Annotated in this window: 11 protein-coding genes; 3 read left to right on the top strand and 8 right to left on the bottom strand. The window is 35.9% G+C overall.

Annotation, left to right across the window (positions count from 1 at the left end):
* Positions 1–62: 62 nt before the first annotated feature.
* Positions 63–635 carry a YitT family protein gene (locus tag F0527_RS07075; protein WP_150284283.1) on the bottom strand — a complete coding sequence of 191 codons (573 nt, stop codon included), beginning with the start codon at positions 633–635 and terminating at the stop codon, positions 63–65.
* Between the two features lie 589 nt (positions 636–1,224).
* Between F0527_RS07075 and F0527_RS07070 the strand changes: the two genes are divergently transcribed.
* Positions 1,225–1,548: a hypothetical protein gene (locus F0527_RS07070; protein ID WP_066786871.1), complete on the top strand. Its 324-nt coding sequence runs from the start codon at positions 1,225–1,227 to the stop codon at positions 1,546–1,548.
* A 44-nt stretch (positions 1,549–1,592) separates the two neighbouring features.
* On the opposite strand, the gene ade is transcribed toward F0527_RS07070, so the two are convergent.
* The 4 genes from ade to F0527_RS07050 all read right to left on the bottom strand — a co-directional run bounded on the left by ade (position 1,593) and on the right by F0527_RS07050 (position 6,133).
* Positions 1,593–3,359 carry an adenine deaminase gene (gene ade / locus F0527_RS07065; protein WP_150284282.1) on the bottom strand — a complete coding sequence of 589 codons (1,767 nt, stop codon included), beginning with the start codon at positions 3,357–3,359 and terminating at the stop codon, positions 1,593–1,595.
* A gap of 139 nt (positions 3,360–3,498) precedes the next feature.
* Positions 3,499–5,079 (bottom strand): long-chain-fatty-acid--CoA ligase, encoded by a 1,581-nt coding sequence (locus F0527_RS07060; protein ID WP_150284281.1) that lies wholly within the window; start codon positions 5,077–5,079, stop codon positions 3,499–3,501.
* Positions 5,080–5,232: 153 nt separating this feature from the next.
* Positions 5,233–5,742: a DNA-deoxyinosine glycosylase gene (locus tag F0527_RS07055; protein WP_150284280.1), complete on the bottom strand. Its 510-nt coding sequence runs from the start codon at positions 5,740–5,742 to the stop codon at positions 5,233–5,235.
* Between the two features lie 16 nt (positions 5,743–5,758).
* Positions 5,759–6,133, bottom strand: coding sequence for a hypothetical protein (locus tag F0527_RS07050; RefSeq protein WP_150284279.1), 375 nt, complete (start codon positions 6,131–6,133; stop codon positions 5,759–5,761).
* A gap of 268 nt (positions 6,134–6,401) precedes the next feature.
* Between F0527_RS07050 and F0527_RS07045 the strand changes: the two genes are divergently transcribed.
* Both F0527_RS07045 and F0527_RS07040 read left to right on the top strand, forming a co-directional pair.
* Positions 6,402–8,462: a methyl-accepting chemotaxis protein gene (locus F0527_RS07045; protein WP_150284278.1), complete on the top strand. Its 2,061-nt coding sequence runs from the start codon at positions 6,402–6,404 to the stop codon at positions 8,460–8,462.
* A 230-nt stretch (positions 8,463–8,692) separates the two neighbouring features.
* Entirely contained in the window at positions 8,693–9,994 is a 1,302-nt protein-coding gene (locus F0527_RS07040) for an aminotransferase class I/II-fold pyridoxal phosphate-dependent enzyme (protein WP_150284277.1), read from the top strand.
* 233 nt (positions 9,995–10,227) lie between these two features.
* On the opposite strand, the gene F0527_RS07035 is transcribed toward F0527_RS07040, so the two are convergent.
* From F0527_RS07035 to F0527_RS07025, 3 genes are all read right to left on the bottom strand, one after another.
* Positions 10,228–11,481: a dicarboxylate/amino acid:cation symporter gene (locus F0527_RS07035; RefSeq protein ID WP_150284276.1), complete on the bottom strand. Its 1,254-nt coding sequence runs from the start codon at positions 11,479–11,481 to the stop codon at positions 10,228–10,230.
* Between the two features lie 142 nt (positions 11,482–11,623).
* Positions 11,624–12,622: a tetratricopeptide repeat protein gene (locus tag F0527_RS07030; protein ID WP_150284275.1), complete on the bottom strand. Its 999-nt coding sequence runs from the start codon at positions 12,620–12,622 to the stop codon at positions 11,624–11,626.
* A 122-nt stretch (positions 12,623–12,744) separates the two neighbouring features.
* Positions 12,745–12,966, bottom strand: coding sequence for a hypothetical protein (locus tag F0527_RS07025; protein ID WP_150284274.1), 222 nt, complete (start codon positions 12,964–12,966; stop codon positions 12,745–12,747).
* Positions 12,967–13,066 lie beyond the last annotated feature (100 nt).

Here is a 13,066-nt window from a genome sequence, read left to right as displayed (position 1 = left end):
GCTACTCTTATAGAAATAAATCAATATATGTTGTTTAAGAAATAACCTGCCAATTGCGAATTTCAAGACGCCAACGTTCTGGTAAATGTTCTACTTGTTACTAAGCTGGTTGTCATGCCCGCAAAGAAGATAGCCACAATCGATAGCAAGAATGTATTAGCAGAAAGCAATAACCCGCCAAGCGTGATGACGAAACTATCAAAGATAAAAATGAGCAGGCCTACATTTAGACCGGTTTTTCCATTAATAAAGAGAGCAAGCAAATCACTACCACAAGTACTGATACCCGCACGTAACATGATTCCAATGCCAAGGCCTATAAGTATACCTCCGATTATTGCACTAAACATGGCATCCATCCGCATAAGCACTCGTAAAGGCTTAAATAAATCAATCATCAAAGAAGAAATAATTAAGCCATGGATACTATTATAAAGATAAGCACGATTTTTAAACCAAGCAATTATAAAAACAGGTATACTTAAGATGATAATCATTAATCCAGGTGTTAAATTATAAAGATAATAGAGAATTAATGATAATCCAATAAAGCCACCGTCCAATATTTGATTAGGTGCCAAAAATAAATTAATTCCTAGAGACAGTAAAATACTGCCACTAAATATAATTTTCATCTTTCTAAGCAGAACAATGCCGCCTCCTTGCAAATATTTATTAGTTAATCTTATGAGTAGATAAATTAATATAGAATTGCCTTCCCACCCTTATGATTTTTGTTTTGTCTTTTCTGAAAAATACACCTTGAAAAAAGTTACAGAAGATTAATTTAAAACAGGCCTATCATGGCTGCTCATTTAGTAGCAGGGATTGTCGGTCTTTTTAGCGAAACAGCAATAAAAATTGACTTTACAGAAATAAGTCACATTTTCATTGTTATCCAATGGTTAGTCAGGATATTACGGCGGCTAGTGAATCTTTCTTATTTACTCTTGAAATATTTTTAAGAAAAACGAATGTTATCTTTCATGATTTATAAAAAAACCCCATAGCAATTAATTCTAGCCTTATAAAAGAGACATTGTCTGTTCTACATTAGACAATGTCTCTTTTTATATACTCTTCAAAAATGTAGTTCTGGAATAGTTTGATATATGCACTGAGTCCTTTAATTCAACCCCTTTTTGAGTATTGATGCATTGCCATTTAACCCAACCTCTGAGCAATGAACAAGCATATTATACAAAGAATAGGAGGTGAAAATGTATGGTTTCAAGTTGGTTGAGAATAGCATCTATCTATTTTGCAATTAGCGTAGGCTACGGAATCTATATGTATGCAACCGACACATATGATTGGGTGATTTATGCACACCTGCTTATACTCGGATGGCTTTCTAATGCAGTAATTGGCTATGCATATCAATATACTAATTCCGGAGAATTGGAAAATTGGCAGTTTTACCTATTCAATATAGGGCTACTCTTATTATTTATCGGGCTAATATTTAGTTCAGTCGTCCTTGTTTGGATAGGGCTTGTGTTAATCGCATTATCTATCCTTCTCTTTTTAGTTCGGTTGTTCTTGTAAAGCTTAACAGTAGATTCCTTTTAAAGGAATCTGCTTTACATAGTTTATTTATGATTTAATGGAATGAATTTGAACTCTTTCGTATTAAACAATCCTTGATCAGTCAGTCTTAAAGCTGGAATGGCAGGTAGTGCAAGAAACGAGAGTGTAATAAACAAATGAAATGATAGGTTTGTATCTATTTTACCTAGCGCCTTATGAAGATCTTTCATTTTATCCACTACTGCTTTTGCGTCTAGATCTGACATTAATCCACCGATAGGCAGAGGGATTGAACTCAACACTTCACCATCTGCTGTAATCGCATAACCGCCTTGTATCTTATTTATTTCATCTATAGCTAGCAGCATATCTTCATCGTTCGTTCCACATACAATCAAGTTATGAGAATCATGTGCAAATGTTGTAGCAATAGCTCCCCTTTTTATACCTATACCTTTGACAATGCCCTTTCCTATACAATTTAGGTTATGATGACGTTCAATGACAGCTAATTTTAATAAATCGTCTTTAGGTGAAGGGGCAAATTCATTATTTTTCACAGGAACTTTTTCTACTTTTAATTTAGTCTCTAATTCATTTGGGATAATTTCAATTATATGCACTTGCTCGTTCGGGTTAAGTGGTATCGCCAAATCTTCTTTTTTCACGAGTGGCAGTTTAACGGAGTGTAAAATTGAATGAGGTACAGGGATTCTTTTCTTTCTCTCGGTTAGCATTTTTCCATTTTCAGCGACTTTCTTCCCACTTTTCCATACAGCTTGAGATTCGCATTTTTTTAAATCCTTTAAAAGCACAAAATCTGCTAGATATCCCTCTGCTAATGCACCTTTTTTATTTAGCTTATAGCATTCAGCCGCATTTAACGTAGCAATTTGTATTGCTAACAACGGCTCCATTCCTGCTTCAATCGCAATTGATACAGCATGATTAATACTGCCTTCTTTCATTAGTTCATCAACATGCTTATCATCGGTACAAAAACAAAATCGCCTAGCGTTATTTGCGGTAACAGCGGGTAAAATAGCCAAAACATTTTTAGCAGCAGACCCTTCTCTCATAAGAACATACATCCCTTGTTGTACACGAATACTTGCTTCTTTTGCTGAAATACTTTCATGATCAGTATGTATGCCAGCCGCCCGATAACCTCGAATTTGAGTCTTCGTCAATTCAGCTGCATGACCATCTACAAGTTTTCCAAGGTTCTTGGTTTCCACAATCTTTTTTAGGATATCATCTTCTCTCTTGAAAAAAGCTTCATAATCCATTACTTCAGCCAATCCAAGCACATCATATTCATTCATAAACAGCCCAACAGCTTCTGCATCTAGTTTAGCGCCTGCATGTTCAAAGGAAGCAGCAGGGACACTGGAAGGGACCATTGTATATATATCCATTTCTGCCTGACGTGCACTTAAAAGCATATATTGAACCCCAAGCGTACCTGCAACATTTGCAATTTCGTGGGGATCTGTAATAGCAGTCGTAACGCCAAATGGTAAGATTACACGGCTAAACTCAGAAGGGGGTAGTAAAGTGGATTCTATATGGATGTGAGTGTCTATCAAGCCAGGAATAACATGTTGGCCTTTCGCATCTTCTTCTTCTAAAGCTTCAAATTTACCCTCTTCATCAATCGCTACAATCATTTCATTTTTCACTACGATGTCAGCCTTTCGCCAAACAAGGTTAAACACATCCGCTACTTTTGCGTTACGTAAAATAAAATCTGCTTGCTTTTTATGCTGAGAGCTTGAAATCTTATCTTTAACTTTTTGTATTTTGCTATCCACTTCTTCTTTATTCATCTAAAAACCTCCTTTTATAATTGATCAATCACTACCTTTATATGCCCCACCCTTATAAAAAAATGAATTGAAAGAAAAAAATGTAAATCCATTTATGTAAGAAGAGTTCACTTTAAGAGAAAGTGAACTCTTCTTACCATCATTTATGAATATGAGTGCTATCTGAATAATTAGTGCGCAAATGCACTTTTTGAATTTTGCCAGAAGCCGTTTTAGGTAATTCATCAATAAATGTAACACTTGTAATTGCTTTAAAATGCGCTAATTTGGATCGAGAGAACTCAATTACCTCAGACTCTGTTAATGTGCTACCTTTCCGTAATACAATGTATGCATGTGGGGTCTCTCCCCATTTTTCATGCGGAACAGCGATTACCGCAGCTTCAAGGATATCTGGATGGTCATACAAGACGCCTTCTACTTCTATAGATGAAATATTCTCGCCACCGCTTATAATGATATCTTTTTTACGATCCGTAATAGTTAAATAGCCCATTTCATTTATATGGCCTACATCTCCTGTATGCAGCCAACCATCTTTGACTGTTTGAAGTGTAGCTTGTTCATTTTTCCAATATCCTTTCATTACACCATTGCCTCGAACAATGACTTCTCCGACTGTTTCCCCATCGTGTGGCACTTCTTCTCCTAGTTCATCTACAACTTTTACTTTTGTGCCAATCATGGGTGTTCCGGCTTTCGCCTTTAATTCATACTTTACCTCTTTTGGTAGATGCTCATATTGAGGTAATATACGTGAAATTGTACTTAGTGGCGAGGATTCTGTCATGCCATATACTTGGACAAATTCCCATCCGATTTCCTTTTCTACTTTTTCTACAAATGCTACTGGAGGAGCAGAACCCGCTATTACTACACGAAGTTTATCAGATCGTTCAGGCTGTTCTTCATCGAAATATTGAATTAAACTGTTTAATACGGTAGGAGCCATATGGACAACGGAGACATTGTGTTCAGCGATTTCATCAAAAATTGCTTTTGGAGAAGATTTTCGTAAAAATATTTGGGTTGCTCCATTGGCTGTATAATAAAATGGTGACCCCCATCCATTCACATGGAACATCGGCAAAACATGAAGGAGCACATCTTCATCTGTCACTCGTAAATGGTGCATTGTTGTAATTGCATGTAAGTAATTGTTTCTATGTGTTAGCATCACACCCTTTGGATCGCCTGTTGTTCCACTTGTATATAAGAGGCTTGCTATGTCATTTTCTTCAAGCGGCTCTCTTGGAAAAGGAGCTTCACTAAAACCAGTAAGCCACTCATCATAACCAAGTTCGGATGTTCCATTCTCCTTATAATGAACTACAATATGCTCTACTGTTTCTAGTTTATCTTTAATAGGTAAAATTAAATGATAAAAATCTTGATCAACAAACAATATTTTTGATTCACTATGATTTAGGATAAATAGATAGTCTTCAGGTTTCAGTCGAATATTAAGAGGTACCATGACTGCTCCCAATTGATAGATGGCATAAAAACCTTCATACATTTCAATGGTATTAGAAGCTAAATAAGCAACATGATCGCCTTTTTTAACTCCCATTGAATGCATCCCCCGTGATAATCGGTTTACCCGACCATTCAGCTCATTGTATGTAAGCTCTCTATTTTCATCTATAATCGCTTTTTTCTCTCCATAAAAATCCACTGCACGATCTAAAAAATCTGTAAGCACTAATGGCACATTCATCGTCCTACACCTCATTATCTTTTAATATACCATTTATTTTACAATATTCAGATAATTATGTCATTAAAAACCTTGCTTACGAATTTTTATAGTGTAAAAAATACTCTTCTAGTATAATGCCATACAAAAACCCAGTGAATTATTCTCACTGGTTCATAATATATACCTTTCTATTATCCGCCATTCTTCTATCTTTTCATTGAATGATTTGATGTTCTTTCCAGGTATTGGACTAGTAGAAGGCATTTTTGCAAAATCAACATCTACATCTTTTAAAAAATCTAAACCAATATACTTTTTAAATACATCAAAAGACTTTCCTCCATTAAATAAGATCAAGCGAATAGATGGATATATTCTAAGTATTTTACTAAAATCATTCGGAACAATCTTTTTAATCGTAGAATCAAGGCTTCCCTGCCGTTCACATGATTGTATAGTGTCCCACAAGCCAATCCTGTGCTGAATAAGAAGTTGGATTTTCAGTTGATAGTCATTTGGAATATCAGAACCTAGAATTTCACCTATAATTGGCCAAAAATGGTTGCGGGGATTGCCATAATATTGCTGCTTGGTAAGCGATTGTTGGCTGGGCATAGAACCAAGAATCAGCACACGGGTATCTTGGTCGATAATTGGCTCCAAAACATTATGAATTGGCATTCTTCAACCACCTTTTCTAAAATCTTTTGGCATCTAGTCTGCGATCCAACAAATTAAATTCAATCACCATCTCATTATAAGAAGTGAAGGTTGCTTCATAAATAGAATCTACTAAAGAAATATCAATTGTTGCATCAAAGTTTGTACTAACTACCTGGAAGGTATCTCTAAAAGCTTCCATATTCTCTTGGAAATCCTTGATCTCACCCATCTCTTGTATAGCTGGATCAGTAAATGTATATACGCCAAAAGAATGTTGGTTCGCACAAAATTTTTCGAACGCATCAAATCTAGCTTTTCCTTTTTTCTTGGCGAGACGTTTTAATTCCTTCATGCTTTTTAAAACATTTTCACCCTGTTCAGCCAGTAAGGTATTGATTGTTGAATTCATAAAATAACGGCCCTTCTATTTAAATATTTTTGCTTACTTTTATCATATCATAGCGAGGATTTTTTCACATATGAGCTGTTTGATTCCACTAAATTGTGTATTAAAAAGTAATTCTTTAGCCTGAATACCTAATCTATTTTCTTTAACTAAAGAATTGTCGATAAAAATCGAATTAGTAGTATTGACTACATTTGCCAATCTAGTTTATAGTAATAAAGTTGTTTAATAACTACATTACAGAAAAATTTTACTAAGGCAGGAGATAAAATTGAAAAAAAGCAAGTTAGCGCTTTCATGGCTGAAAAAAAGTATTTCAACCAAATTGTCACTTTCACTTCTAGTTGCGATCATTATTGTTTTTTCAGTAACTGGCGTGATGAATTATACCTATACGAAATCTCTTCTTATACACGATATTGAAGAAGAGCTTTCAACAAAAAGTAATGCCACTGCAGAGTCCGTTAATAGCATGTTTTCTGAAAAACAAGCGATTGTCCGGCAAATTGCAGCAAACCAAGAAATTACGGACTATTTACATACTACTCATTCACGTAACGAAGCTAGAACAGATTCTCATTATAAAACGGTTATGCAATCACTTGACAGGATACCTAAAGCTGATGAGTCTATTGCTATGGTATGGGTTGCCAGTATTGATGGGAACTTCTTAATTGGGAACAACAATTTATTGCAGGATAAAAGTTTTGATATTAAAACGCGCCCGTGGTATCAGCCTGCTTTAGCAGATGATGATGTATATTTTACTGAACCTTATATGGATCAAGTGTTTGGCAAGGTTATTTTAAGTGCCATTAAACAAATAAAAGATGGTAATAAAACGTTAGGATTTGTTGCAATTGATTTGTTTTTAGATGATCTTCCTGGAATTATGCAGTCATATAAACTAGGTAAAGGTGGCTATTCATTTTTACTAGATAATAATGGAACAATTCTGTATCATCCTGATAAAAAATTAATCTTAGAAAAGAAATTGTCTGATTTAACAGGCGATATGGGAAAAATCGGGCAAAAAATGGTAACTGGAAAAGAAGGTCTACAATTAGCTTCAGTTAAAGGACAGAAGCAATATGTCGGTTACTCCCAGGTACCAGCTACAGGCTGGTCAGTAGGTACGTCTATACCACAAAAAATAGCACTTGCTAGTCTAAATGAGTATGTTAAAAAGATGATTTTATTCTTTGCAATCGGCGGCTTGCTTCTTATTTTAATTGTCTATTTGCTTTCTAAAAAAATGCTTCAATCAATACCGTATATGTCCAAAGTTATTAAAGTGCTAGCAACTGGAGATTTGACACCTAGATTGAAAGTACAATCAAGCGATGAGCTTGGACAAATGGCAACAGATATTAATCTTATGATTGATTCATTTGCTGACACCATTAATCAAGTGAACGACTCTGTTGGACAATTAGCCGCTTCATCAGAAGAATTGACTGCTATCTCAGATGAAACCGTAAAGTTTTCAAATGAAGTAGCTTCTTCGACTCAGCAAATTGTAAAAGGTTCTGAACAACAAATAGAGGGTGCAGACCAAACATCCTACTCAATGGAAGAAATGGCTAACGGCGTTCAGCGAGTTGCAGAGTCAACAACAAATGTTTCTGAACAGACAAACATGTCAGCAAATGAAGCAACAGAAGGCTATAATAATATCCAACATGCCATGGACCAAATGGAACAAATTAGAAACTCAGTTGGTGATGCTTCAAGCGAGATCCAAAAGTTAGAAGTGTATTCGAAAAATATTGATGAAATGGTATCAGGTATCACCAATATTGCCTCACAAACACAATTATTATCTTTAAATGCTTCAATTGAAGCCGCTCGAGCAGGCGAACACGGTAAAGGATTTGCAGTAGTGGCAGCAGAGGTGAAAAAATTATCTGCAGAATCACAGGAATTCTCTTCTCATATCGCTGCTATCATTCAAAAAGTGCAATCGTCTACAGCGACTGCTGCCAAGTTAATGAATAAAGGCGTAGGAGATGTCGATGAAGGCTCTGCTATTCTTAATACAGCGGGAAGTTCATTTAAACAGATGACAAATGCATTCCAGACTATAGCTGATCAAGTTTCTGAAGTTTCAGCTGCAGCAGAAGAAATTTCTGCCGGTACAGAAGAAGTCACTGCAGCTATGAATGATATTTCATCAGTAACCAGAAATACCTTTGAACATACTAAAGGCATTGCAAGCGCTGCGGAGCAGCAATCTGTCTTTATGGAAGAAATCTCTTCTTCAGCTAAGACTCTAAGTGAAATGGCAGAAGATCTACAAACAGCATTAGCTAAATTTAAAACTAATCAATAAAAATAAAAAGCAAAAATATGAGGGGCATTGCTCTAACATATTTTTGCTTTTTTTCTCTTTTAATTTCTTCATTTTCTGTAGCTTCTTTTTGTATTTATTTTAAGTAGACTATCGAGGTTTATCTTTTTAAAAAAATTCAAGTAATAACAATATTATTGGCTATCCCCCATCCTTTTCATCATAAAATCATGTATAATATCGTTAGCATAGAGAAAAAGAGGCGATCAATTTTGCATAGTTTAGCAAAAGAATTAAATGAAAAAATTCAATCAGAAAATCCATTTGTATTTGAGATGCTATCGGATTTAGGAAAAGCATTATATTATCCAAAAGAAGGAATCCTAAGCCAATCAGCCGAAGCTGGGAAAAAGGCTCATAAATTTAATGCGACTATCGGAACTGCTCTTGAGAATGGAGAGCCGATGCATTTAAATGTAATTCAAGAAACTTTATCCGCTTATAAGCCTTCTGACCTTTATCCTTATGCCCCACCTGCTGGCAAACCACAACTTCGTGCAGAATGGCGTAAAAAAATGCTAGTGGAAAATCCTTCATTAGAAGGCAAATCCTTTGGCAATCCCATTGTGACGAATGCATTGACACATGGTTTGAGCACTGTTGCTGATTTATTTGCAGATCAAGGCGATGCGCTTATTATCCCTGATAAAAATTGGGAAAACTATGATATGGTGTTTGGCATTCGACGCCATACAAATACTGTCACTTACCCTTTATATAATAATGAAAATAAATTTAATGCAGATGGATTGTACGATGCGATTATGGCGCAAAAAGAGAAAGGCAAAGCCATAGTCTTATTGAATTTCCCTAACAATCCAACAGGCTATACACCACTAAAAGATGAAGGCGATGCGATTGTGGCTGCTATCCATAAAGCAGCAGATGCTGGTATCAATGTTGTAGTTGTTACAGATGACGCATACTTCTCCCTTTTCTTTGAGGATTCTTTACATGAGTCTTTATTTGGTGCATTGAGCAATTTGCATGAACGCGTCCTAGCAATTAAAGTAGATGGCGCTACAAAAGAAGAATACATTTGGGGATTCCGAGTTGGTTTTATCACTTACGGAAATAAAAGTGAAGCAATCTTAGCTGCTTTAGAAGATAAAACATTGGGGATTATCCGTGCAACAATTTCAAGCGGTTCGCATCCTTCTCAAACATTCTTGCTTCATGCTTTACAAAGTCCAGAATTTGAAGCTCAAAAACAAGAGAAATTTGATATCATGAAAGCCCGCGCCAATCGTGTTAAGGAAGTCTTAAATAATAGCAAATTTAACGCTGTATGGGATTACTATCCATTCAATTCTGGCTATTTCATGTGCTTAAATCTAAAATCTGTTGACGCGGATACACTCCGCTTACATTTGTTAGACAACTATGGAGTAGGCACAATCGCACTTAGCGATACAGATTTGCGCGTTGCATTCTCATGCATTGAGGAAGAAAATATTGAGGAATTATATGAATGCATCTATCAAGGAATTAAAGATTTAGAAGCGACTAAATAATTTATAGAGGCAAAACCAAAATAAAAAACCGAGCTTCATGTGATAAAAATTCACATATGCCCGGTTTTTCTTTTTATTTTATTATAATTGAATTCAATCATAATAGAGAACTTGCAAAAAACAATTTAGTATTCCGCTGTAGATGCGATTACCAATCAATTAAAATTGATTTTGTAGAAGGACTAATATTTTTTTTGACAAACATCTGTAATAGTCATAAAAACTACCACTTTTTATTGAGCTTGCTGCAATTGAGTTTCATTTACAGCATTCTCTTCTCCCAAATCACTTTCTGTATTGGCAACATACATTGCGCACACGGCATCTCCTGTAACGTTTACAGCTGTACGCGCCATATCTAGAATTCGGTCAATACCAATAATGAGAGCAATCCCCTCTACCGGCAATGAAACTGCATTTAACACCATTGCCAACATAATTAAGCCTGCTCCAGGAACAGCAGCTGTACCAATACTTGCCAAAACTGCAATGATAACAACTGTAGCTAATTGCATAATTGTTAATTCCACCCCGAATACTTGTGCGATAAAGACAGTTGCTACTCCTTGCATAATAGCTGTTCCGTCCATATTGACAGTTGCTCCAAGTGGCTGAACAAAACTTGAAATCGATTTAGGTACACCTAGTTTCTTCTGTGCAATATCCATTGCAAGCGGTAATGTTGCTCCACTACTTGATGTACTAAATGCGACAGTCATTGCTGGGAAGAAATCTTTGACAAATTGAATCGGATTCCTCTTCGCCATAAATTTTACCGCTCCACCATAGACGAAAATAAAGTGCACAATCAACCCTAAAATAACAACTATCATATAAAGGCCCATTGCTTTAATTGCATCAAATCCTTGTTTTCCAATGGCCGACGCAATCAAGCCAAAAGTACCGAACGGAGCAAATTTCATCACTAATGTCACTAAGTACATCATGATTTCATTACCTTCATCAATAACTTTCCATGCAGTTTTTACCCGGTCACCTAAGAATGCCAGTGCAATACCGATAAAAACAGAGAAGAATATGATTTGAAGCATATTGGCTTCAACAAATGCTAGAACAGGATTTGCAGGTATAATGTTTAATAATGTATCAGTTACTGCAGGAGCTTCATTTGTTTCGTATTGAAGCCCATCTGTTGCAAAAGTGCCGACTGTTCCTGGTTTTATAACTGAAGCCAACACAATTGCAATAATAATAGCAATCGCCGTTGTCGCTAAGAAAAAGACAATTGCCTTTACGCCAATTTTCCCAAGTTTCTTTGGATCGCCAATATTTGCCGTCCCGAGTGCAATAGAAAAGAATACAAGTGGAACAACAAGCATTTTAATTAAATTAATGAAGATCGTTCCAAGTGGGGAAAAGAAATACTGATCAACTTTAGGAAAAATGGATGGGGCTGCAAAATTCATCACTAAACCGACAACTGCGCCGACAACTAACGCGATTAAAATATTTCTAGCCAACTTCATCTTTACGCCTCCTTTTATAGAATATTCTAATATATTAAAATATTAATAAAATTATATATCATTACATCGAATTTTGTAAACAAAAATCCAAATTTTCTAATCATATTCTATAAAAGGATATATATTACATTCGATCGGCTTCTTATAAGAGCTTAAGTTTTTCTCTTGCTTCTTGATCTCCTTGTAACGCTGCTTTTTGGTACCAATATTTTGCTTTCTTAAAATTAACTGATGTACCAATCCCTGCTTCGTAGCAAAAACCAAGATTGAACTCTCCATCTACATCTTGTTGATCTGCCGCAAGCTGATACCAGCGCATCGCTTCTACCCCATCGCCATTTTGAAATGCCTCATGTCCTAGACGATTAGCAGCAAACACATCCCCTGCAAGTGCTGATTGTGTAAACCAATGATGCGATTTGGTTTTATCTATATCGACTCCCACTCCATTTTCGTACATATAACCAAGCGTATACATCGCCTCTGCAACGCCCCTATCTGCAGCAATTGAAAAGAGTTCAAATGCGCGGTGTTCGTCTTTTTCAACAAACTCTCCTCGTAAATACATATCTGCATAGTTATTCATCGCATCAGCATGTCCTTTTAAAGCCGCTTCTTTATAAGCAAGGTAAGTCTTCTCCCAGTCTTCTCTTACAACCACTCCATCATAATAAAAATTGCCTAGCCAATAGATCGCATCCAGATTCCCTGCAGCTGCAGCTTGTTCATACCATACAAATGCCCAATCATCTTGGCGAATAGTTTTATAGAATCGACCGAGTAATAATTGTGATACAGAATCGCCGTTCATGGCTTTTTGATATAGATGACATGCTTCCTGTAATTCTTTTGTGTTCCAATAGCTGTTAGTTTCAGTCTTTTTTTGCTCAAGAAAAGCCTGTAACAATAGAAGAAAATCACGATGTATAATTTCACTATATTTTCTATCGTATACAGTCAGTTGAATGAACTGCCGGAAGAGCAATATGTAGTTGTTATCGAGACTTTCCTCTTTGAAAGATGCTAATATCTCTTTTAACTCATTAAGTGAGCATTCTTTCAATTCTATTTGTGAAATATTGTTAAGGATAGTTTGGTATTCTTTTATTTCAATTAGCTGTTTCAATTTTTCTAAATTCATTTGGGGATTGTTCTCCTTCTTATTTACATAGTAAAAGGCTACGCAAGAATTCCATACTCACATAGCCTTACCTTTATTTGAGTTTCTATTACTAATATTAAGAACTAAGTATCTTCCGCTGTTTAAAATTTTTTGAACAATGGAAGCCACGGTTTTTGGCCTTGAGTTTTTTGTTGCTGTTCCATAGGTGATTCATCTGATACTTCATCTTGTGTTATTGCTTTTGTAGCATTTGGCTTAAATGGAGGCGGCCCCATTGTTGTCTGCACTGCTTTAATGAGCGGCGGAGGGGGTACATCTGTAACATTCTTATATTCTTCGCCATTAAAGGGTGTCATAGCCAATCCAATCCCTCCTTTCTTCATACCATAATATATGAATGAAAGGAGTAGGGATTCTTGGCGACCGCCCGGCAGCACGTATGCATCTGATAAATGAAATAAT

Source organism: Rummeliibacillus sp. TYF-LIM-RU47 (assembly GCF_008638315.1).
Taxonomy (GTDB): domain Bacteria; phylum Bacillota; class Bacilli; order Bacillales_A; family Planococcaceae; genus Rummeliibacillus; species Rummeliibacillus stabekisii.
This window is presented reverse-complemented; position numbering and strand designations above follow the sequence as displayed.

Excerpts from the sequence above, each read along its gene's own strand:
- F0527_RS07070 (WP_066786871.1), top strand. The coding sequence starts at position 1,225 with ATGGTTTCAAGTTGGTTGAGAATAGCATCTATCTATTTTGCAATTAGC.
- F0527_RS07030 (WP_150284275.1), bottom strand. The coding sequence starts at position 12,622 with ATGAATTTAGAAAAATTGAAACAGCTAATTGAAATAAAAGAATACCAA.
- F0527_RS07050 (WP_150284279.1), bottom strand. The coding sequence starts at position 6,133 with ATGAATTCAACAATCAATACCTTACTGGCTGAACAGGGTGAAAATGTT.
- F0527_RS07055 (WP_150284280.1), bottom strand. The coding sequence starts at position 5,742 with ATGCCAATTCATAATGTTTTGGAGCCAATTATCGACCAAGATACCCGT.
- ade (WP_150284282.1), bottom strand. The coding sequence starts at position 3,359 with ATGAATAAAGAAGAAGTGGATAGCAAAATACAAAAAGTTAAAGATAAG.
- F0527_RS07060 (WP_150284281.1), bottom strand. The coding sequence starts at position 5,079 with ATGAATGTGCCATTAGTGCTTACAGATTTTTTAGATCGTGCAGTGGAT.
- F0527_RS07035 (WP_150284276.1), bottom strand. The coding sequence starts at position 11,481 with ATGAAGTTGGCTAGAAATATTTTAATCGCGTTAGTTGTCGGCGCAGTT.
- F0527_RS07075 (WP_150284283.1), bottom strand. The coding sequence starts at position 635 with ATGAAAATTATATTTAGTGGCAGTATTTTACTGTCTCTAGGAATTAAT.